At 50.2% G+C, this 20681-nt stretch carries 23 protein-coding genes; 20 read left to right on the top strand and 3 right to left on the bottom strand.

Translation table 11 applies throughout. The annotated features are described in order from the left end of the window. The first annotated feature begins 40 nt into the window (after positions 1-40). Positions 41-1315 carry a cytochrome P450 gene (locus tag BUA12_RS03615; protein WP_072708381.1) on the top strand — a complete coding sequence of 425 codons (1275 nt, stop codon included), beginning with the start codon at positions 41-43 and terminating at the stop codon, positions 1313-1315. Positions 1316-1361: 46 nt separating this feature from the next. Here the strand turns inward: BUA12_RS03615 and BUA12_RS03610 are convergent, their stop codons facing one another. Beyond that, positions 1362-1673: a rhodanese-like domain-containing protein gene (locus BUA12_RS03610; RefSeq protein WP_072708379.1), complete on the bottom strand. Its 312-nt coding sequence runs from the start codon at positions 1671-1673 to the stop codon at positions 1362-1364. A 93-nt stretch (positions 1674-1766) separates the two neighbouring features. Here BUA12_RS03610 and rsgA point away from each other — a divergent pair, with 93 nt between their 5' ends. The 4 genes from rsgA to BUA12_RS03590 are packed head-to-tail and all read left to right on the top strand — an operon-like array spanning position 1767 to position 4613. After that, complete coding sequence (rsgA, locus tag BUA12_RS03605) at positions 1767-2630, top strand: ribosome small subunit-dependent GTPase A (protein WP_072708377.1); 864 nt, start codon at positions 1767-1769, stop codon at positions 2628-2630. 1 nt (position 2631) lies between these two features. Further along, positions 2632-3276: a ribulose-phosphate 3-epimerase gene (gene rpe, locus BUA12_RS03600; RefSeq protein WP_072708374.1), complete on the top strand. Its 645-nt coding sequence runs from the start codon at positions 2632-2634 to the stop codon at positions 3274-3276. Continuing rightward, positions 3277-3897, top strand: coding sequence for a thiamine diphosphokinase (locus BUA12_RS03595; protein WP_072708372.1), 621 nt, complete (start codon positions 3277-3279; stop codon positions 3895-3897). A gap of 14 nt (positions 3898-3911) precedes the next feature. Beyond that, positions 3912-4613, top strand: coding sequence for a DUF554 domain-containing protein (locus tag BUA12_RS03590; RefSeq protein ID WP_072708370.1), 702 nt, complete (start codon positions 3912-3914; stop codon positions 4611-4613). A 122-nt stretch (positions 4614-4735) separates the two neighbouring features. Here the strand turns inward: BUA12_RS03590 and rpmB are convergent, their stop codons facing one another. Continuing rightward, the gene (gene rpmB / locus BUA12_RS03585; RefSeq protein ID WP_072708368.1) at positions 4736-4924 is read right to left on the bottom strand and encodes a 50S ribosomal protein L28; all 189 of its coding nucleotides are present in this window, start codon (positions 4922-4924) and stop codon (positions 4736-4738) included. Between the two features lie 406 nt (positions 4925-5330). Between rpmB and BUA12_RS03580 the strand changes: the two genes are divergently transcribed. The 6 genes from BUA12_RS03580 to BUA12_RS03555 all read left to right on the top strand — a co-directional run bounded on the left by BUA12_RS03580 (position 5331) and on the right by BUA12_RS03555 (position 11620). After that, a complete protein-coding gene (locus tag BUA12_RS03580; protein ID WP_072708366.1) occupies positions 5331-5699 on the top strand; it encodes an Asp23/Gls24 family envelope stress response protein in 369 nt (122 codons plus the stop codon). 23 nt (positions 5700-5722) lie between these two features. Continuing rightward, a complete protein-coding gene (locus tag BUA12_RS03575; RefSeq protein ID WP_072708900.1) occupies positions 5723-7369 on the top strand; it encodes a DAK2 domain-containing protein in 1647 nt (548 codons plus the stop codon). A 72-nt stretch (positions 7370-7441) separates the two neighbouring features. After that, a complete protein-coding gene (gene sdaAB, locus BUA12_RS03570) occupies positions 7442-8107 on the top strand; it encodes an L-serine ammonia-lyase, iron-sulfur-dependent subunit beta (RefSeq protein WP_072708364.1) in 666 nt (221 codons plus the stop codon). 15 nt (positions 8108-8122) lie between these two features. Then, a complete protein-coding gene (gene sdaAA / locus BUA12_RS03565) occupies positions 8123-8995 on the top strand; it encodes an L-serine ammonia-lyase, iron-sulfur-dependent, subunit alpha (RefSeq protein WP_072708362.1) in 873 nt (290 codons plus the stop codon). Position 8996: 1 nt separating this feature from the next. Then, complete coding sequence (gene recG / locus BUA12_RS03560) at positions 8997-10970, top strand: ATP-dependent DNA helicase RecG (protein ID WP_072708360.1); 1974 nt, start codon at positions 8997-8999, stop codon at positions 10968-10970. Next, the gene (locus tag BUA12_RS03555; RefSeq protein WP_072708359.1) at positions 10967-11620 is read left to right on the top strand and encodes a class A sortase; all 654 of its coding nucleotides are present in this window, start codon (positions 10967-10969) and stop codon (positions 11618-11620) included. The genes recG and BUA12_RS03555 overlap by 4 nt, the downstream gene beginning before the upstream one ends. A 222-nt stretch (positions 11621-11842) precedes the next feature. Here BUA12_RS03555 and BUA12_RS03550 read toward each other — a convergent pair whose 3' ends face one another. After that, positions 11843-13030, bottom strand: coding sequence for an NADH-dependent flavin oxidoreductase (locus tag BUA12_RS03550; RefSeq protein ID WP_072708357.1), 1188 nt, complete (start codon positions 13028-13030; stop codon positions 11843-11845). A 161-nt stretch (positions 13031-13191) separates the two neighbouring features. Here BUA12_RS03550 and BUA12_RS03545 point away from each other — a divergent pair, with 161 nt between their 5' ends. The 9 genes from BUA12_RS03545 (at position 13192) to fabG (ending at position 20676) form a co-directional block, all read left to right on the top strand. Next, positions 13192-14229: an LLM class flavin-dependent oxidoreductase gene (locus tag BUA12_RS03545; RefSeq protein ID WP_072708355.1), complete on the top strand. Its 1038-nt coding sequence runs from the start codon at positions 13192-13194 to the stop codon at positions 14227-14229. After that, positions 14226-14558, top strand: a complete 333-nt coding sequence (locus BUA12_RS03540; RefSeq protein WP_072708353.1) for a glycine cleavage system H family protein — start codon at positions 14226-14228, stop codon at positions 14556-14558. Before BUA12_RS03545 ends, BUA12_RS03540 begins: the two co-directional genes overlap by 4 nt. Before the next feature lie 77 nt (positions 14559-14635). Beyond that, complete coding sequence (locus BUA12_RS03535) at positions 14636-15415, top strand: protein-ADP-ribose hydrolase (protein ID WP_415735765.1); 780 nt, start codon at positions 14636-14638, stop codon at positions 15413-15415. Positions 15416-15431: 16 nt separating this feature from the next. Continuing rightward, positions 15432-16313: an SIR2 family NAD-dependent protein deacylase gene (locus BUA12_RS03530; RefSeq protein ID WP_072708350.1), complete on the top strand. Its 882-nt coding sequence runs from the start codon at positions 15432-15434 to the stop codon at positions 16311-16313. 5 nt (positions 16314-16318) lie between these two features. Then, positions 16319-17341 carry a lipoate--protein ligase gene (lplA, locus tag BUA12_RS03525; protein ID WP_072708348.1) on the top strand — a complete coding sequence of 341 codons (1023 nt, stop codon included), beginning with the start codon at positions 16319-16321 and terminating at the stop codon, positions 17339-17341. Between the two features lie 157 nt (positions 17342-17498). Continuing rightward, complete coding sequence (fapR, locus tag BUA12_RS03520) at positions 17499-18071, top strand: transcription factor FapR (protein ID WP_072708346.1); 573 nt, start codon at positions 17499-17501, stop codon at positions 18069-18071. Beyond that, a complete protein-coding gene (gene plsX / locus BUA12_RS03515; RefSeq protein ID WP_072708345.1) occupies positions 18064-19044 on the top strand; it encodes a phosphate acyltransferase PlsX in 981 nt (326 codons plus the stop codon). The genes fapR and plsX overlap by 8 nt, the downstream gene beginning before the upstream one ends. After that, positions 19041-19946 carry an ACP S-malonyltransferase gene (gene fabD, locus BUA12_RS03510; RefSeq protein WP_072708343.1) on the top strand — a complete coding sequence of 302 codons (906 nt, stop codon included), beginning with the start codon at positions 19041-19043 and terminating at the stop codon, positions 19944-19946. Before plsX ends, fabD begins: the two co-directional genes overlap by 4 nt. Next, positions 19939-20676 (top strand): 3-oxoacyl-[acyl-carrier-protein] reductase, encoded by a 738-nt coding sequence (gene fabG, locus BUA12_RS03505; RefSeq protein ID WP_072708341.1) that lies wholly within the window; start codon positions 19939-19941, stop codon positions 20674-20676. The genes fabD and fabG overlap by 8 nt, the downstream gene beginning before the upstream one ends. Positions 20677-20681 lie beyond the last annotated feature (5 nt).

Here is a 20681-nt window from a genome sequence, read left to right as displayed (position 1 = left end):
AATATAATGAGTTAGAAAACAGTTAATTGGAGGATCTTTCATGGCTACTATTAAAAAAGACAAAGGAATCGATAACACAGCTAAGATAGCGAAACAGGGGTATTTGTATACAACCAATCAGAGGGAACGCCTGGGTGTCAAAGATGGTGTATTTGAGACCCGCGGACTGGGTGGCAAGAGGATCATCATACTGTCCGGTAAAGACGGTGCTGAATTGTTTTATGACAACGATAAAGTGGAACGTTCGGGCACACTGCCAAAACGTGTGGTGAATACTTTATTCGGTAAAGGTGCAATTCATACGACGACCGGCAAAGTCCATGTCGACCGTAAAGCGCTCTTCATGTCCTTGATGACAGAAGGGAACCTTCAATATTTAAGGGAGCTGACCCGCAACCACTGGCTGATGAACACGCAGAGGATGGAGAACATGGACCAGGTCAACGTGTACCGTGAATCCATCATTCTTCTGACCAAAGTCGGCACACGCTGGGCAGGGGTCCAGGCTCCTGAAAAAGAAATCGAAAACATCGCTACGGATATGGACATCATGATCGATTCATTCAAAGCGATCGGCAGCGCATTCAAAGGCTACAGGGCTTCCAAAGCGGCACGCCGCCGTGTCGAAGACTGGCTTGAAGATCAGATCATACAGACACGCAAAGGCAAGATCCACCCGCCAAAAGGCACTGCACTTTATGAATTCGCACATTGGAAAGACTACAAAGGTGAGCCGATGGACTCCAGACTTTGCGGCATCGATCTGATGAATACATTCCGTCCATTGATCGCAATCAACAGGTTCATCGCTTTCGGTGCGCTTGCAATGCACGAGAATCCGGTAGCCAGGGAGAAGATCAAGCAGGATGATGATTACGCCTACATGTTCGCACAGGAAGTGAGACGCTTCTATCCGTTCGTCCCTTACCTGCCTGGTAAAGTGAAAGAGGATTTCCAATACAAGGGATATGATTTCGAGAAGGATACGATGCTCGCGATAGATATCTATGGTACGATGCATGATCCCGACGTATGGGAAAATCCGAATGAATTCTATCCTGAAAGATTCAAGGACTGGGACGGCAGCCCGTTCGACCTCATCCCGCAGGGTGGCGGCGATTATTACACGAACCACCGCTGTGCCGGAGAATGGATGACGATCATCATCATGCAGGAAACGATGAAATACTTCGCTTCCCGCATCACTTATGATGTGCCTGAGCAGGATCTGACAGTCGACCTCAACAGTCTGCCGGGTTATGTGAAGAGCGGCTTCATCATTGAAAATGTCCGTGAAGTGGTAGACAGGGACTAAATCAGTTATCAATCAAAAGGCCTCTCCATATATGGAGAGGCCTTTTTTACAATTCTTCCCTGTCGCCTTCGTATTCCAGAATGCCGCCTTCGACATTGACTGCATCATAACCCTGATCGATGAGCGCATGCTGGACGGTTTCGCTGCGCCTCCCGCTTCTGCACATGATATACAAAGTATCATCCCCATGTTTCTTCAATGTGTCGTCTTCAAAATCAAGGGTGGACATCGGCAGATGGATCGCGCCGGGCACGTAACCCGTTTCTTTCAGTTCGTCCTCTTCCCTTACATCGATCAGCACCGCGCCATCATTTTTGATGAGGGGTCCGATCTCACTTACATGTACTGTTTTAGCCATACTTTCCAACCTTTCCATTATGTTTTGATATTATTATTTTACCATAACAGCCGAACTGTTATAATTGATGTATTATAATACTTGGGGTGAGTTATGAAGAAAGGTCAGATTGTAAAAGCATTGAGCGGTTTTTATTATGTCAAGTCGGACGGCCTGATCTATCAGGCCCGTGCACGCGGACTGTTCAGGAAAACTTCCGAGTCGCCCCTCGTCGGGGATATCGTCGAATTCCAGATAGAAAATGAAACTGAAGGGTACATCACAGCGATTGATGATCGGAAAAATGCCCTGGTCCGCCCTCCTGTCGCCAATATTGATCAGGTGCTGCTCACGACGAGCCTCGTATCCCCTGATTTCAATTATTATCTGCTCGACAGGTTCATTGCCTACGCGGAAGCCCACGACATCGAGCCTGTGATCATCGTGACCAAGATGGATCTATCCGAAGATGAATCGCTGCGTGCCAAAATTGAAGATATATATGATATGTATCCGGTGTTCTTCACCGATAAAGAACAGGTGAATCATGAACTTCTGGACATATTCAAGGATAAACTGAGTGTCCTTTCCGGTCAGTCCGGTGTGGGAAAATCGACTTTGATCAACACGATACTGCCCGAGGCGAAGCTGAATACGGATGAAATATCAAATAAGCTCAACCGGGGCAAGCACACCACGCGGCATGTCGAACTGATTGAGATCGCCGGCGGATATATTGCCGATACACCGGGCTTCAGTACAATCGATTTTTCGGTCATCGACAAATATAATTTAAAGTTCTGCTTCATAGATTTTGATGAACACAGTGAAAACTGCAAGTTCAGGGAATGCCTTCACATCAATGAACCTAAATGTGGTGTGAAGAAAGCTGTCGGAGAAGGGGCGCTTGCTTCCTCCAGGTATGAGAGTTACAAACAGATATTTGAAGAAATCGAATCCAGAAAAGAGAGGTATTGACATGAATAAAGTGCTGCCATCACTGCTTGCGAGTGATTTTTCAAAATTGGGTGAAGAGATTAAAACAATGGAGGAAGCGGGTGCGGACATTTTCCACCTGGATATCATGGACGGGCAGTTTGTGCCGAATATATCCTACGGCCTGCCGGTCACAGAGGCCATCAGCAAGGCGTCCAGCATTCCCCTTGACGTCCATCTGATGACGCTGAACCCGGACCAGTTCATTGACGAGTTCAAAGATATGGGGGTGGCCATGCTGTCGTTCCATATCGAGGCTTCCGATCACCCCCACAGGGTGGTGCAGCTGATCAAGAGCAAAGGGATGAAGGCGGGCATCGCCCTGAATCCGCATACACCTGTTTCCGCCGTGCAGCATTTACTGGGGGATGTGGACTTCATCCTGATCATGACCGTGAATCCCGGATTCGGCGGCCAGAGCTTCATCGAGGAAGGTCTCGTGAAAATCGGGGAACTGAACACCATCAGGACCGAAAAAGGCCTGTCATTTGATATTGAAGTGGATGGCGGCATCAATGACGAGACAGCATCACTGTGCAAAGCGGAGGGTGCCAATCTGCTTGTGAGCGGCTCATTCCTATTCAAGGCCGAAGATAAGAAGGCGACCATTGAAGAGCTGAGGAAATAAATGAAACATATCAATGTGTTGATCAGGGAGACGGACGCGCCTGTCTCCGATATGGGGGATTCGCCGTGGGCCGGGGTCGACCATGGTGTGTATCTGCTGCTTAAGGCGGGGATCATCCCAAGTTATACTTATGGTGACTTCGACTCGATAAATGAAATCGAGAGGCAGTATATCGATGACAGGCTGGACATCGACCCTGTGGAAAGTGAAAAGGATGATACAGATCTTGAGATTGCACTGCTCGACCTGGCAGAAAAAGGTTATGGATCGATTGACGTTTACGGGGCGACCGGCGGCAGGCTGGATCATTTATTCGGCAATACACAGCTTCTGCTGCATCCGGGGCTTGCTGAAGTCAAAATCAGGATCATCGATGCACAAAATGTACTGGAACTGTTGAGGGAAGGGGAGCACGAGCCCCTAAGAAACCCGGCGATGGAATATGTATCGTTCATCCCGATTTTTGCGTCTACAGTGCTGACACTTGTCAATTTCAAATATCCATTGGATCATGCACGGTTGGAATTGGGGTCCACATTGACGATCAGCAATGAATTCACACACAAAAAAGCGCATGTTAAGACTTCCCGGCCGATTTTAATGATACAATCAAGTGATTGAATGGAGGTGTCATCATGATATTGATGGGTGCTGTAGCGAACGCACTTGCAATTTTTATCGGTGGATTACTCGGACTGGTCTTCACTTTCATCCCCGAGAGCATCAAGGATTCCGTAATGAAAATCCAGGCTTTGGTCATCATGACACTCGGGATCCAGATGGTGGTCGGGGCGGAAGCGATCATCATCACCCTGCTCAGTCTGATCATCGGGACGATCATCGGTGAAGTCATCCAGCTTGAGGCCCTGCTGAACCGTTTCGGGCACTGGATGGAAATCCGTCTGGGTGATAAGCACTCCGGTAACTTATCCCAGGGCTTCGTTTCCGGGACGCTCGTATTCATAGTGGGTGCGATGGCGATTGTCGGGGGGCTTGATGCCGGACTGCGCGGTTCGAATGATGTGCTGTATACTAAAGCGATGATGGACTTCTTCATCGCAATCGTCATGACGACCACTTACGGACTCGGCGTCATCATTTCAGGTGTACCGGCGTTCATTTATATATCCATCATCATTTTATCCGCACAGGGCATTGCGGCCGTTGTACCTGAAGACATCCTGCAGCAGATCATATTCCAGGTCAGCGCGACGGGCGGTGTGATCCTGCTAGCAATCGGTATGAACATGATGAATATTACAAAAATGCGCGTAGGTAACATGATCCCGGCCATTTTTGTCGGAATGATCATGGTGTATATCATGAATATCATTTAATGTATGGAAGCGGCCTGATGGCTGCTTTTTTTCATTTCAGGAGGCCTCCCGGGTGTGCTGAAAACGAAAATGGATGCAAAAATCCCCTCATCCACAGGATGAGGGGATTCAAGTCTTCGTCATTAAACGCGTTCAACTTTACCGGATTTCAAAGCACGGGCGGATACCCATACTTTTTGAGGTTTGCCGTCGATCATCACTCTGACTTTCTGCAGGTTGGCGCCGAAGCGTCTTTTGTTTGCATTCAAAGCGTGTGAACGGTTGTTGCCTGTCGAACTTTTGCGTCCAGTGTAATAACATTCTTTAGCCATGCCGTACATCTCCTTTATTAACAAAATTCACTTTAATTTAAATGTATCTTCATTGACATACTATAACATAATACATGATTTTCCGTGATGTGTCCAGTGGAAATCGCAGTATATCAATGACAGGCCCGTCCGGACCTGTTGGAAAATCAATTTTATCACATTGTGCACTGGTATGTAATCACCCATGGCACCAGCTTATCCTTTCAACTTTCAGCATAATAAATTATAATGTACATGAATTCCTCTGCGTACATGAATTCCTCTGCGTACATGAATTCCTCTGCGTACATGAATTCCTCTGCGGATGAATGGGGATTGATGAATTAATCTGCAAAGAATCACTATTGCGCTTGTAATTGCGGGATGTTTTTGATTATAATTATATGATGTACTGGAGGCGAGGGGAATGACTATCGAAATTAAAAATGAACTTGGATCAATCGACATTGCAATAGATGTAATCGCAAACATCGCCGGAGAGGCCGTAGTGGAGAGCTATGGTGTAGTCGGTATGGCCTCAAGGCACCAGGTGAGGGACGGTTTTGCCGAACTGCTGGGCAAGGAGAATTATTCCCGCGGCGTGGTTGTGGAAAATAACGACGGCCTTCTTGATGTCGATCTGTATATCATCGTCGGGTACGGGGTTAAAGTATCCGAAGTCGCAAACAATGTACAGACAAGTGTAAAATATAGATTGGAAAAAACTTTTGGATTGACTATAAATACGGTTAACATTCACGTGCAAGGCGTCAGGATGATTAACACGGATGAGTGAGCTGGGAGGTCGCAGACGATATCATGGATAAGATTGATGGAGTAATTTTCAAGGATATGATTTTGACAGGTGCTGACAATTTGAGGCAGCATGCCGATTATGTGGATTCACTGAATGTTTTTCCGGTGCCTGACGGGGATACCGGTACAAACATGAACTTATCGATGACTTCAGGTGCCGATGAAGTCAGTGATAAAGAGATGGAACATATAGGGGAGATGGGGCGGCATTTCTCCAAAGGGTTGCTCATGGGTGCACGCGGTAATTCAGGGGTGATTCTTTCACAGTTGTTCAGAGGGTTTTCAAAAGCGATCGAGAATGAGGGTACGGTGGATGCGAAATCATTTGGCGAGGCGCTGGACCAGGGTGTGAAGACGGCGTATAAAGCCGTGATGAAACCTGTGGAAGGGACGATCCTCACAGTCGCCAAAGATTCGAGCGCCAAAGCAGTCGAGGCGGCGGAAACGTCATCTTCTTTGATAGAAGTGATGGAAAAGGTGATCGAAGAGTCAAAAGCCTCCCTGGAACGTACCCCGGACCTCCTGCCTGTACTGAAGGAAGTCGGTGTCGTCGATTCCGGCGGGCAGGGACTCGTATATGTTTATGAAGGATTCCTTGCCGCTTTGAAAGGTGAAAAGGTCGAAGTGACGGAAAAAGAAGTGGATACGGAAAATTTCGTCAATGATGAACATGACTTCAATGAGTTCATGTCCGTAGATGATATTGAGTACGGGTTCTGCACGGAATTCATGGTCCGCTTCGAAGATGGCAAACGAGAATTCGACGAAGACGAATTCAGGAATGAAATGAGTGAGTTCGGCGATTCACTGCTCGTCATATCCGATGATGAAATCGTCAAAGTGCATGTGCATACTGAAACGCCGGGCGAGGCGATGACACACGGCGCCAGTTACGGCGAGTTGATCAAGATGAAGATAGAGAACATGCGTGAGCAGTTCAGGGAAGTGCACGGCAGTAAATCACAGGCGGCCGCAGTGAAAGAGAAGCAGGCATATGATACCGCAGTCATCACGGTGTCGACCGGGGATGGCATCAAGACACTGTTTGAAAGTGTCGGGGTCACACATGTCATCAACGGCGGCCAGACGATGAACCCGTCCACGGAAGACATTTTAAATATAATCAAGGACGATGATGTGGGGCAGGTCATCATCCTGCCGAACAATAAAAACATCATAATGGCAGCCGAACAGGCACAGCAGATGCTGGACATCCCTGCAGTCGTCATTCCGACCGTCTCGATTCCGGAAGGGCTGGCAAGCATGCTGATGTTCTCGCCTGACGGCACGCTTGAACAGAACAAGGCAGCGATGCATTCCGCGCTCGAGCATGTGAAGACCGGTCAGGTCACCTATGCTGTCCGTGACACAAAAATCGACGGTATGGATATCAAAAAGGGTCAGCATATGGGAATCAACGATGGTAACATTGATGTTGCGAGCGATTCCCGGAGCGAGACGCTTGAAAGCCTGATCGTCAGCATGCTGGATGAAGAAGCGGAAATCGTCACGGTGATCATCGGTGACGAGGGGTCTGAAGAAGAAGTCGATTCAATTGTCGAAAAACTGGAAGACAGCTATAATGATGTAGAGTTTGAGATTCATGACGGTCAGCAGCCGGTGTACAGCTACCTAGTATCTGTAGAATAATTGCTTAAAATAATCATCATGCCACATCAGTGAGAAAACTGGTGTGGTATTTTTACAATGGAGGTTTCTCATATGAAGTACAATAGTGTGTTTGATATAATCGGGCCGGTCATGGTCGGACCCTCATCCTCACATACGGCAGGAGCTGCACGTATCGGGCTGCTTGCCAAAAGCCTTTTCGGCGGCACCCCGGATCATGTGGATATCTATTTATACGGTTCATTCAAGGACACGTATCGTGGACACGGCACGGATGTCGCCCTGATCGGCGGGCTGCTCGGTTTTGATACCGATGATAACCGCATCATAAAAGCCGAAGAATATGCGGAGGAAGCAGACATGAAGGTGCACTTCATAGAGATGGAAGAGGAAAGAAGCCATCCGAACACTGCCATGCTGCGACTCGTCAAAGGCGAGGAGCGTTTGATGATAGAAGGTATCTCAATCGGCGGGGGCAAGATCGAGCTGGTCAGCATCAATGATTATGCAATCAACATATCGGGGAATTATCATGCCCTGCTCGTATTCCATAAAGACAGTTTCGGCACCATCGCACGAGTGACGACGGTGCTTGGAAACAACGAAATCAACGTCAGTCAGATGAATGTCTCCCGTAAAGAAAAAGGGGATATTGCACTGATGACGATTGAGCTGGATGAAGAAATCAGTCCACGGATCATCGAGGAAGTCCGGAACATCGACGGTGTCGACAGAGTGATAGAAATGGCTGAAAACTAAAATGGAGGAGATATCATGTTCAACAGTATCGCACAATTAATCGACCTTGCTGAGGCGGAAAGTAAGCCGATCAGTGAAATCATGATGGAACAGGAGATCAATGTCTCCAAACGTTCATTTTTGGAAGTGTACCAGGATATGGAACGCAACCTGGACGTCATGCAGAGTGCAGTGGACCAGGGTGTGGGCGGTGTGACAAGCCAGACGGGACTGACGGGCAATGACGCCGTCAAAATGAAGAAGTATATCGAAAGCGGCCAAGGTCTCGGCGGTGATTTGAATCTGCTGGCCATTGCATATGCGGTGAGTACGAATGAAGTCAACGCGGCCATGGGCAAAATCTGTGCGACCCCGACAGCGGGTTCTGCAGGTGTGGTTCCCGGCGTTTTATTTGCCATGAATGAAAAGAGGAATCTTTCCAAAGAAGAGATGGTGAGATTCTTATTCACTTCGGGTGCGTTTGGGTTCGTCGTTGCGAATAATGCGAGCATCTCCGGAGCGGCCGGCGGCTGCCAGGCGGAAGTCGGCAGCGCGAGTGCCATGGCTGCGGCGAGTCTCGTGGAAGTGGCCGGCGGCACACCGGAGCAGTCCGGCCATGCATTCGCCATTGCATTGAAGAACATGCTCGGCCTTGTCTGCGACCCGGTCGCAGGACTCGTCGAAGTCCCTTGTGTAAAAAGGAACGCTGCCGGTGCCTCCAATGCACTCACGGCAGCCGATATGGCCCTGGCGGGGATCGAGTCGAGAATACCTGCGGATGAAGTGGTGGAAGCGATGTATAAAATCGGTCTCACCATGCCATCGGCACTGCGTGAAACAGGGCGCGGCGGACTTGCCGCCACTCCGACGGGCAACCGCCTGATGCAGGAAATATTCGGGGCAGAGTAGAATGTGTGCGATGTATGAAGTCATCACTCCCGGCACGCCTGTAAGTGAACTGAAGGGTGTAGGTGAAAAAACGGCAGGGAAACTTCATGAGCTTGATATACGTGATGTGAACGATATCATCTTCCATCTGCCGACGAGCTATGTCGATCAGTCCGTCGTGGATTTGCGTGAAGCGGAGCATGGCAGCTCGATCACTGTCGAGGGGACGGTCAAAACCGAACCCAAACTTGCCTTCTTCAGGCGCGGCATGAGCCGTCTCACATGTTTCATGGACATTGACGGCATCTATACGAAGGTCGTTTTTTTCAATCAGCCGTATTTGAAGGAAAAACTGATTGCAGGTGAATTTGCGAGGGTGTACGGTAAATTCGACAAGAATAAAATTGAAATGAGCGGCCAGCGTCTGATCTTCGATACATCCCCGGGGTATAATGTCAGGTACAGCCTGAACCGGCTCATGCATGCGAAAACCTTCACCAAACTGGTCCGGGAGGTCTTTGATCACCATCACTTCAATCATGATCTGCCCGAGCCGTTGAAAAGTAAATACCAGCTTTGGAGTTTGCGGGAGGCCCTGTATGAACTGCATTTCCCCGGCAGTCAGGACAGGCTGCATCATGCAAGAAGAACTGTGAAGTTTTACGAGCTGTATCAGTTTCAGATGAAGCTGATGCACAAACGCCGGGCGGAACGTGTGCGTGATGATCACTTCATCATTGATTATGACGTCGGGAAACTGAAACGGTTCATCACGACACTGCCGTTTGAATTGACGGGCGATCAAAAAACGAGTGTCAACGATATATGCCGGGATTTCAAACAGAATATCTCCATGCACCGGCTCCTGCAGGGTGATGTGGGGAGCGGTAAAACGATCGTTGCCGGCATATGTGTGTATGCCCTCAGGACAATCGGCGAACAAAGTGTCGTGATGGTGCCGACGGAGGTGCTGGCCAATCAACACTATGAATCGTTCAAAGAGACGTTCAAGGAAGAGTTGACGATTGAAAGACTGACCGGCAGTACTTCAAAAAAGGAGAAAAGCCGTATATTGGAAAGGCTGAGGCTCGGGGAAATCGATCTGCTGATCGCCACCCACGCCGTATTGGAAGATGATGTCGAATTCAACAGTCTGTCTTTCATCATCATCGATGAACAGCACAGGTTCGGCGTTAATCAGAGGCAGAAGCTGGAGCGGAAGTCATACCGTAAAAATATACTGTACATGACGGCGACCCCGATTCCGAGGACCCTGTCGATCACGGCTTTTGGGGATATGGATGTATCGATCATCCGGGAGATGCCGAAAGGCCGGAAGCCTGTAGAAACTTCATGGCATACCTTCGATGAGCTCGACCATGTGATGAACGAGGTGCAGGTTCAGCTGGATGACGGTTACAGCACATATGTCGTGGCACCTTTGATCGAGGAGTCGGAGACGCTGGACTTGAAGAATGTCAATGAAATCTATCACTCATTCGTGGACCGCTTCGGCACGGAGACAGTGGAGTTTGTCCACGGCAGGATGAAACCGGAAGAGAAGAACCACGGGATGCATTTATTTGAGACGCTTGAAAAGAAGATACTCATCTCCACCACCGTCATCGAAGTGGGTATAAACGTCCCCAATGCGACGATGATGGTCATCTTCAATGCTGAGCGTTTCGGCCTCTCCACACTCCATCAGTTAAGGGGGCGTGTCGGCAGGAGCAGCAGGCAGAGTTACTGTATTCTTGTGAGCCAGCCCCAGACGGAGAATGCGCAGCTGCGGATGGAGATCATGACTTCCACCTCGGACGGTTTTGAACTGAGCGAGCGGGATTTGGAAATGCGCGGCCCCGGGGATTATTTCGGTGTCCGACAGAGTGGCCTGCCGCAGTTCAAAGTTGCGGATCTGATCGAGGATTACCGGATGCTCGAGTATGCAAGGAAAGAAGCGATCAGTGAATTCGAACATATGGAGGATCCAATATGAGAGTGATGATGAGGGCAGTCGGTGTGCTTTTGATCGGCGCGGCGGCCGTGCTGTTTTTCTGGCAGGACATCCAGGAACTTTTCACCGACCGTGTCAATGAAAGGCTGGTTGAAGCATTTCAGAATGGTGATGAAGATGTGAGGATCAATCAGGTCGAAAGCTTCATCACCGGAATCGAACCGGCCAGCAGTGTTTCGGCGGACACAGGGGACGGGCCTGAAAGCGGCATCAACATCAGTGATGAGATGGCAGGAGTGCTCAACATCGACAGTGCGGACATCAGCGAACCGCTGTACTATGGTCCTGTCACCGAAGCCAAGCTGCGCAATGGCATATCGTTCGTCCATGAAGGTGATCACCTCGATATGCAGAATATACCGATCGCCGGGCACCGAGTGGAAGGTGCGGGGATCCGTTTCAACTATCTCGACCGGGCTTCCATCGGTGATACGGTGGAACTCAGCACACGCGATGAAGTGAGGGAGTATGAGATTACGGAGATTTTCAATGTCGACCCTTCCGAAGTCGGGGTGATGGATCAGGTTGAAGGCGATCCACAGCAGCTCACCCTCATCACCTGCGATGATTACAATCCCGAAACATTGCTGTTTGAAGAGCGCATGATCGTCAAAGCGGAAATCATTCAATGAATGAGGATTCAAAGCCTGCAGTTAACAAAAAGAGGCTGGGACCGAATTTTATATGAACAATTAAATCCGTACGTTTGCTTTCATGGGGCATCGCGCAAGCCTGTAGTCTTGCGCAGATGCTGTTCCCCCGGGAGTCAAACGTACGGAATTTTTGTCTCTTTCATTCAATTAATACTTTTTTAAGGACTGATGGCCCAGCGCATTTTAAGATTTAACCGGGCTTCATTTTTCTTCGGCGAGCCGCCTCAGTTCATCCCTCGTCTCTTTTGGCAGGCCCTCGCCGTAATCCATCATTCTCACGATATCCTTGAATGCAGCCGTCGGGATTTTCAGGTCATCCAGATCATCGATGGTGAACTGCAGATTGATCTCATCCTCACGGCCCTCTTCAATTTTCCGGACGAAGTCGGGTTCCGTGATGAACGGGGTGGAAGCGCCGACCATGTCGGCGTGACGTAGTGCTTCAACTGCCTTGTCCGGACTGTTGATGCCGCCGGTCGCCATCATCGGAATCCTGTTTTTGACATGGTCATGGACCACTTTATTGACAGGTTCAGCCTGGCTCGGACCTTCAGCGCGCACGGTGTTCTGATAAATGTTCCTTCCCCAGCTGGCGATCGCGAGGTAATGTATGTCGGTAATCTCTTCAGCCCAGTCTATGAATTGTAAAAACTCATCGACGGTGTAGCCGATTTCATTGCCCCGCGTTTCTTCCGGTGTGCCCCTGAAGCCGAAGATGAAGTCATCCGGCGCCTCTTCTTTTACGACATCACTTACCGCCTGTATCACTTCGAGTCCGAAGCGGGAGCGGTCTTCAAGTGTGGCGGCTCCGTATTCATCTTCACGTTGATTTGAAAACTTCGAGAAGAAAGTCTGGATGAGGAGGCGCTGTGCCGCGGAGACTTCCACGCCGTCGAAGCCCGCTTTGATCGCGCGCCTCGCCGCATCTGCGTACTGCCTGATCACCATGTCGATCTTGCGCTTCGTCATCGGCAGCACCTGGTGTTTCACCGGAACATTCAATTCCATGAAGCTCGGCCCGTAGACGACGCCGAGGTCGAGTATCGCCTGATTGGAGAAACGTCCTGCATGTGTCAGCTGGAGTATCGCTTTTGCCCCGTCTTTCTTCATCGCATCCGCAAGCCTGGTGAGACCCGGGATCGTCCGGTCATCGGCCACACTGAAGCCGTATTCGAAAAGCTGTCCATACGGTTCTATATATGCAGCACCCGTCACCTGGATCGGTGCAGAACCTGCCCGTCTCCTGTGGTAAAGTTCATCCTCTTCTGTGACGTGGCCGTCGACGGTTGAGGAATTTGTGATGACCGGCGAGAGGACGAAGCGGTTATCCAGCCGGATGCCGTTCTTAAAGACGAGGGGTACGAATAAAGGTGCATATTTACTGTTCATCTCTTAACTCCTTTGAATTTCATCTGTTCTTGAATCATTATTTCAAATTAGCAATAGAACGGATTTATGTCAACGCCGGCTGTGTGGATTGACGGGTAAAATATGCATAGTTATAATTGACGATATACATATGTGAAATAAATGCCAAAGGATTTGTATGGATGATAAAACTCAATGTACTGGATTATGCGGTCGTCGATGAAGGATTATCGGCGGCGGATGCTTTAAAGGAAACGGTCGACTTATGCAAAAAAGCGGAGGCGCTCGGCTACAGCAGATTCTGGATGGCTGAACATCATGATGTCAGTGCATTCGCAAGCAGCAGCCCCGAACTCGTGATGATGCATCTGCTCGGGGAGACCGATTCGATACGGCTCGGTTCCGGCGGGGTCATGATTCCGCACTACAGCCCGCTGAAAGTCGCAGAGAATTTCAGGATGCTTGAAACTTTGCACCCCGGCCGTGTGGACCTCGGGATCGGCAATACGATCGGCACGAAAATCGTCAATAAGGCGCTGAATGAAACGCGGCGGAGAAAGCAGCGGTATGAAGAAAATATCAGTGATATTTTGAAATATGTGACCAATACGGATGATCCGGAGCACCGCTTCAACGATCTCACCGCGAATCCGGAAAGCCGGACCAACCCCGAGTTCTGGATGCTCAGTACAAGCGTGAAATCGGCGCTTGTCGCCGCACGGCAGGGCATCGGCTACACGTTCGGCCTCTTTCCCTATGCCTCGGAAGATAAGATGGCGGCCGGCCGGGAAGCCATCCGTGTTTACAGGGAAAACTTCCAGCCCTCCGCTGTCATGAAGTCACCTGCGGTGATGGCCGCACCTTTCGTCGTCGTGGCCGATACGGCTGAGGAAGCCGACCGGCTTGCAGCTGCACTTGACCTGTGGCTGCTGGGCAAAGACAATTTCAGTGAGTTCGACCGCATGCCGTCGGTTGAAACTGCGGAGAATTATCCTTATACTGAAACAGACAGGAAAAGAATCGGGGAGAACCGCACACGGATGATCGTCGGGGATAAAGAGAGCGCAGCTGCCGAACTCTCTTCCATTGCCGAGGCACTGGATGCGGACGAACTGCTCCTCATCCCGCTCATGCCGGGATCGGAGAACCGTGCACGTGCACTTGATCTGATCGCGTCGGAGCTGAAAATAAAAAAACATGGAAAGCAGGGTAACGAATGAGAAAAGTCGCAAATTATTTATGGGTTGAAAAAAACGGTGAGGAGTACAAGCTCATCATGACACCGGAACTGCAGGATGATATCGGCACGGTCGGGTTTGTTGAATTCACCAAAGAAAAGACCCTCAAAAAAGATGATTCGGTGCTGGAGCTTGAAGGTTCCAAAACGGTGCTCGACCTGACTGCGCCGATCGGCGGAAAAATCGTGGCGGTCAATGAAAAAGCTGAGGACGCACCTGAACTTTTAAATTCTGCCGACCCGGATGAAAGCTGGGTTGTAAAACTGGCAGAGGTGGATGAAGCTGAATTCAATGCGCTGGAAAATGCTTAATGCATACTAATATTTAATTTTTAAGCCTGCGTTCAAATGTCCCGGCATCGAATGCAGGCTTATTTTTTAGGGATCGGGTGGTAAGAATGATGACTCAACTCCAAAGGCTGCATTTTTTAATTTCGTATATGCAGCAGGAAATGAAGGAAAAAGGACCCATACCGGAGCATTTTGATGAACGGTTCGCGATGTTCCGCGGTCTCGCCAACCGGCGGCCGGCCCGGCCCGCCGCCGGTGAGTTCATCGATGTCCAGGATGCTTTCCTGGCTGAATATAACGCAGCAGGCATCACGGATTCAGATGCACTGTCCCCGGTGGCGGCCCAGCTGTACTTGTGGCAGGGGGACATCACGACGCTCCGGGCTGAGGCGGTCGTCAATGCGGCGAACCCGGATATGCTCGGCTGCTTCATCCCGAACCATGACTGCATCGATAATATCATCCACACGAAGGCGGGAGTGGAACTGCGCCTGGAATGCGCGGAATTGATGCAGCGGCAGGGCAGGAAGGAAGCCGTCGGGCGTGCTAAGATCACTTCTGCATATAACCTGCCGGCGGAATATATACTCCATACCGTCGGACCTTACGTACGTGAGGGCAGGGTGACTGCGATGAAGGCAGATCTTCTCCGCAAATGCTATACCAGCTGCCTTTCGCTTGCCGATGAAAACGGCATCCGGAACATCGCTTTCTGCAGCATTTCGACAGGCGTGTTCGGCTTCCCGAAAGAAGCGGCCGCGAAGATTGCCGTCGATACGGTCAGGAATTATTTAGAGGAGACGGGTTCGGGTCTGGAAGTCATATTCAATGTATTTGATGAAGAGGATCTGAAGATTTATGAGGCGCATTTAATTTAGGAAAGGTCGTATCTGAATGAAAAATTGGAAGACTTTAGAAAATGAGAAGGATGAAAGCCGGCTGCTTGCCGGGTTGATTGATGAGGCGGATGCGATAGTGGTCGGAATCGGTGCAGGCATGTCCGCAGCTGACGGGTTTACATATACGGGCGACCGCTTCAAGCGGAATTTCCCGGATTTCATTGAGAAGTATAAATGGTTCGACATGCTGCAGGCGAGCCTGTTCGACTTTCCCACACTGCAGGAATACTGGGCATTCCAAAGCCGTTTCGTCGAATTGAACTATCTCGACCAGCCTGCAGGGGAGGGTTATATCACCCTTAGGAAAATGATCGAAGATAAAAACTACCATGTCATCACGACGAATGCGGACAATGCATTTTATGCCGCTGATTACGATATGGACAAGGTGTTCTATTATCAGGGGGAATACATACTGTGGCAGTGTGCGTCCTTCTGCCATCAGCAGACTTACCGTCATGATGAAAAAATCCGTGAAATGGTCAGCGTGCAGAAAGACATGGAAATTCCGCCCGAACTCATCCCGCGCTGTCCGGAGTGTGATGCCCCGATGGAACTCAACAAGCGCACAGCGGAGAAAGGGATGGTGGAAGATGACGCTTTTGAAGCCGACCGCCGCAGGTACGAGTCATTTTTGGAAGAAAACAGATCCGGCAAGGTGCTGTACCTTGAAATCGGGGTCGGGTATACTACGCCGCAGTTCATCAAGCAGCCTTTCTGGCGGATGACCCGCAGGAATGAAGAGGCGGTCTACGTGCCGATGAACCAGAAGACATATCGGATTCCTGAAGCAGTCAGGCCGCAGACCGTGGCACTGACAGGCGATATCCGGGAAAATATATTGAATGCAGGCAGGGCATTGACACATGGAGGGTGATTTGAATGTATCTGATCGAACCATACAGAAACGGTGAATACATCACGGACGGGGCCTATGCACCCGCGGTGCAGGTGCATGTGCAGCAAAATGTATTTTTGGATGAAGGCATCCTTTTTCCGTACTATTGCGATCCCAAGATAGAGATTGGACGGTTCCAGAATGCGGCATCCGAAGTCAATCAGGACTATCTTGATGAGAACGGCATCGCTCTGGTGCGGAGAGAGACCGGCGGTGGTGCGATACTCGTCGATGACGGGGCGGTGAACGTCTGCTTCCTCGTCCCTGAAGACAGCGGCGTGTACGGTGATTACAAGAAAATGTACGAGCCGGTCATCAAGGCACTCAAAAACCTGGGAGTGGACAATGTCGAGCAGAGCGGCAGGAACGACCTGGTCATCGACGGGAAAAAGGTATCCGGTGCCGCGATGACCCTCTCCCACGGGCGGGTTTACGGCGGGTTTTCACTCCTCCTCGACATCAATCCCGAGGCGATGGTCAGGGCGCTGAACCCCAACCGTAAAAAAATCGACTCCAAAGGCATCAAGTCCATCAGGTCACGCGTGACGTCACTGAGGAAGCATCTGGCGCCTGAATATAAAGATGTCACGACATCGGAGTTCAAAGACCTCATCATACAGCAATTCCTCCAGATCGATGACGTCAGTGAAGCAAAACGGTATGAACTGACGGATGAAGACTGGCAGGCGATCGATCTGCTCGCTGAAGAGAAGTATAAGAACTGGGACTGGAACTACGGCAAATCGCCGCGTCACTCATATAACCGGGATGCACGGCTCAATGCCGGTACAGTCGAAATATCTTTGGAGATAGAGGCCGGAAGGATCGCCAGCTGCTCGATCCACGGCGACTTCTTCGGCAAAGGCGACATCAAAGATGTGGAAGCGGTACTGATCGGCACGCGAGCCGAGCGGGGTGAGCTGGAACAGACACTGAAGTCAGTCGACCTGAATCACTATTTCGGCAGGCTTGAAGCAAAGGAGCTTGTCGACCTGATCATCAGTTGATGACTCAAAAAGCGCATTTTCAATTATGAAAGTGCGCTTTTTATGTCTGCCTGACCGCATATGAAAATTTGGATGATGAATTGCATAAAATCATTTGAAATCATGCAGGCACTTATATATACTGATTTTAGTACCAACTACTAAATGAGGTATTAAAATGACAAAATATAAGAAGCACGAACGTCAGGAAATACTGCTCACAAGGATCAATGAAGATCCGTTCCTCACCGATGAAAAACTTGCCGATATTTTCAAAGTCAGCATCCAGACCATCCGGCTGGACCGGCTGGAGCTCAGCATCCCTGAACTCAGGGAGCGCATCAAGAATGTGGCAACGGAGGAAGTGGACAAGATCAAAAGCCTGTCCCTCCAGGAAGTCATCGGTGAAATCATAGATATAGATTTGAATGCCCAGGCGCTCAGCCTTTTCATCATCGAAGAAGGTCATGTATTTGAGCGCAATGAAATCGCAAGAGGGCATTTTTTATTTGCGCAGGCGAACTCGCTGTGTGTGGCAGTGATCAACAGACCGCTTGCACTGACAAAAAGTGCGGAAATTGAATTCATAAGGCAGGCAAAACTGCATGATAAAGTGATATCAAAAGCTGTGGTCAATGAAATGGACAACAATAAGGCAGCCATCACAGTGGAATCGAAGGTGGACGGCAGGCTGATCTTCAAAGGACGGTTTGTCATGTATTATTCAAATGAGGGTGATGAGATTGGTTAAAATTGCTGTGGATTTAATGGGTGGCGACAATGCACCGGAAGCAGTCACAAAAGGCATCATGGAAGCCGTGAAAGACGACGGTACGCTTGAAATCCTCGCCTACGGTCTGGAGGGGAGCTACAACGGAGATCACCCGCAGATCGAATTCATCGAAGTGACGGAAAAAGTCGAATCTGAAGATGACCCGGTCAGGGCGGTCAGGAAAAAGAAGGACAGCTCACTCGTCAGGGCGGCGAAAGCTGTGAAAGACGGCGAAGCGGATGCATGTGTATCCGCAGGCAACACAGGTGCGATCATGAGTGCGGGACTCTTCGTGGTGGGCCGCCTTAAAGGCGTGGAACGCCCGGCCATCGCCTCGCTCATCCCGAACACATCAGGCAAGGGCATCATGCTGCTGGATATGGGTGCGAACGCCGACAATAAGCCGAAACATCTGTACCAGTTCGCAGAAATGGCAAGCATCTATATGGAGGAGATCGAAGGCAGGAAGAATCCGGAAGTCGGCCTCGTCAATATCGGCAGTGAAGACAATAAAGGCAACGAAATCACAAGGGCTGCCTTTGAACTGCTGCAAGAAAGTGATCTGAACTTCACCGGCAACTTTGAAACGCGGGATATCATTTCCGGTACGATCGACATCGCAGTGACCGATGGCTTCACCGGCAATATCGTGCTGAAGACGATCGAGGGGACGGCGAAGTCCATGATGACCGAGATCAAGGACATCTTCCTGAAGAACACCAAAAATAAACTCGCAGCCGCCGTTTTGAAAAATGACTTCGGCAGGGTGAAAGATTTGCTCGATTACCGGGAAGTGGGCGGTGCCCCGCTTCTCGGCCTCGACGGCTATGTCCTGAAGGCACACGGTTCAAGCGATGCCCGTGCGATCCACAATGCCGTCAGGCAGGCTGTGCGCATGGCGGAAAGCGGCGCACTTGAAAAAATCAAAGCCAAAGTGGGTGGACAATCATGAGTGAAATCATTTTATTCCCGGGCCAGGGTGCCCAGTACAGCGGGATGGCAAAAGACTTGTATGGAAATGATGAAGCTGCAAAAGAAGTGCTGGATGGGATATTCAGTGAGCTGGATTTCGACCTGAAAGCCATCATGTTTGAAGAAGATGAACGGCTGAACCGGACGGAATTCACCCAGCCCGCATTATTCGCGCATTCCCTTGCGGTGACGAAGGCGGCCGGATTAAAGGGTGAATACGTGCTCGGCCACAGTCTCGGCGAACTCCCGGCGCTTGTTCATGCGGGGGTTCTGTCACTCGGGGACGGCGCGCGGATCGTCCAGAAGCGCGGTGAGCTCATGAGCCATTCTGAAGGCGGTAAGATGGCGGCGGTCATCGGGATGGATCATTCTGACCTCGTTGAATTGTGCGAATCAGTCTCGAATGAGTCGGCCAGGGTCGCGCCGGCGAACATCAACGCGCCCGACCAGGTCGTGGTATCGGGGGATGCCGAAGCGGTGGATGCTTTCAGTGAAAAGGCGAAAGAAGCGGGTGCGAGACGCGTCATGCCTTTGAATGTCTCAGGAGCCTTCCACTCGCATCTGATGAAGGAAGCCCAGAAAGAATTCGAAACTTTCGTTGAAGACATCACTTTCAATGAAGCAGAGGTACCGGTCATCCAAAATGTGAGTGCCCGGCCGGAGACCGACGGACTGACGATCAAGCGCCAGCTGGTCGAGCAGATCACGCATCCTGTGCGCTTCGTCGAATGCATTGAAAGTGCTGCCGCCCTCGGCGTCACCTCAGGCATCGAGGCGGGGCCGAAGAAAGTGCTCAGCGGACTGGTGCGCAAGATCGACAAATCGATCAAGGTTAAAAATCTGGACACACTAGAACAAGTAAAGGAGCATGTATATGACTAAAACAGCGCTGGTAACAGGTGCTTCAAGAGGTATCGGCAGAGGGATCGCACTTGCGCTCGGCAGCGAAGGCTACCACGTGATCGTGAATTATTCAGGTTCCGAAGACAAGGCGAAGCAGGTCGTTGCGGAAATAGAAGATGCGGGGGGCAGTGCGGAAATCCATCAGTGCCACGTTGAGATCTACGATGATGTCAAGAAGATGATCAAGCACATCACTGATGCGCATGGTTCGATCGATCTCGTCGTGAACAATGCAGGCGTCACAAAGGATGGTCTCCTCATGAGGATGAAGGAAGCGGACTTCGACCGTGTCATCGATGTGAACCTGAAAGGGACGTATAACGTCATCCAGAATGTGTCACGTCCAATGCTGAAACAGAAGTCGGGCAAAATCATCAACATTTCAAGCATCGTCGCCTCCCTCGGCAACGCCGGCCAGGCGAACTATGTGGCTTCAAAAGCGGGGATAGACGGGCTGACCCGTTCCGTGGCGCGCGAGCTCGCCCCGAAAGGCATCACGGTCAATGCCATCGCTCCCGGCTTCATAGAGAGCGAGATGACTGATGTGCTGTCCGATGAAATCAAGGAAGGCATGCTCGGGCAGATTCCGCTGAACCATTTCGGCAGCGTCGAAGATATAGCGGATACCGTAACCTTCCTTGCAAGCGGCAGGGCAGACTATATCACCGGACAGACTATCCACGTCAACGGCGGTATGTACATGGGATAGCCGCT

The sequence above is a fragment of the Lacicoccus alkaliphilus DSM 16010 genome (genome assembly GCF_900142805.1).
Taxonomy (GTDB): Bacteria; Bacillota; Bacilli; order Staphylococcales; family Salinicoccaceae; genus Lacicoccus; species Lacicoccus alkaliphilus.
Note: the sequence above shows the minus strand (reverse complement) of the source record. Positions and strands in the feature narration are given on the sequence as shown.

Bases quoted from the DNA above. Each gene is read 5' to 3' on its own strand.
- BUA12_RS03550 (WP_072708357.1), bottom strand. From the start codon at position 13,030: ATGAACAGTAAATATGCACCTTTATTCGTACCCCTCGTCTTTAAGAAC.
- rpmB (WP_072708368.1), bottom strand. From the start codon at position 4,924: ATGGCTAAAGAATGTTATTACACTGGACGCAAAAGTTCGACAGGCAAC.
- BUA12_RS03530 (WP_072708350.1), top strand. From the start codon at position 15,432: ATGAAAAATTGGAAGACTTTAGAAAATGAGAAGGATGAAAGCCGGCTG.
- fabD (WP_072708343.1), top strand. From the start codon at position 19,041: ATGAGTGAAATCATTTTATTCCCGGGCCAGGGTGCCCAGTACAGCGGG.
- sdaAA (WP_072708362.1), top strand. From the start codon at position 8,123: ATGTTCAACAGTATCGCACAATTAATCGACCTTGCTGAGGCGGAAAGT.
- BUA12_RS03610 (WP_072708379.1), bottom strand. From the start codon at position 1,673: ATGGCTAAAACAGTACATGTAAGTGAGATCGGACCCCTCATCAAAAAT.
- BUA12_RS03595 (WP_072708372.1), top strand. From the start codon at position 3,277: ATGAAACATATCAATGTGTTGATCAGGGAGACGGACGCGCCTGTCTCC.
- rsgA (WP_072708377.1), top strand. From the start codon at position 1,767: ATGAAGAAAGGTCAGATTGTAAAAGCATTGAGCGGTTTTTATTATGTC.
- fapR (WP_072708346.1), top strand. From the start codon at position 17,499: ATGACAAAATATAAGAAGCACGAACGTCAGGAAATACTGCTCACAAGG.
- BUA12_RS03580 (WP_072708366.1), top strand. From the start codon at position 5,331: ATGACTATCGAAATTAAAAATGAACTTGGATCAATCGACATTGCAATA.
- BUA12_RS03615 (WP_072708381.1), top strand. From the start codon at position 41: ATGGCTACTATTAAAAAAGACAAAGGAATCGATAACACAGCTAAGATA.
- BUA12_RS03575 (WP_072708900.1), top strand. From the start codon at position 5,723: ATGGATAAGATTGATGGAGTAATTTTCAAGGATATGATTTTGACAGGT.
- recG (WP_072708360.1), top strand. From the start codon at position 8,997: ATGTGTGCGATGTATGAAGTCATCACTCCCGGCACGCCTGTAAGTGAA.
- BUA12_RS03555 (WP_072708359.1), top strand. From the start codon at position 10,967: ATGAGAGTGATGATGAGGGCAGTCGGTGTGCTTTTGATCGGCGCGGCG.
- BUA12_RS03545 (WP_072708355.1), top strand. From the start codon at position 13,192: ATGATAAAACTCAATGTACTGGATTATGCGGTCGTCGATGAAGGATTA.
- fabG (WP_072708341.1), top strand. From the start codon at position 19,939: ATGACTAAAACAGCGCTGGTAACAGGTGCTTCAAGAGGTATCGGCAGA.
- sdaAB (WP_072708364.1), top strand. From the start codon at position 7,442: ATGAAGTACAATAGTGTGTTTGATATAATCGGGCCGGTCATGGTCGGA.
- lplA (WP_072708348.1), top strand. From the start codon at position 16,319: ATGTATCTGATCGAACCATACAGAAACGGTGAATACATCACGGACGGG.
- rpe (WP_072708374.1), top strand. From the start codon at position 2,632: ATGAATAAAGTGCTGCCATCACTGCTTGCGAGTGATTTTTCAAAATTG.
- BUA12_RS03590 (WP_072708370.1), top strand. From the start codon at position 3,912: ATGATATTGATGGGTGCTGTAGCGAACGCACTTGCAATTTTTATCGGT.
- BUA12_RS03540 (WP_072708353.1), top strand. From the start codon at position 14,226: ATGAGAAAAGTCGCAAATTATTTATGGGTTGAAAAAAACGGTGAGGAG.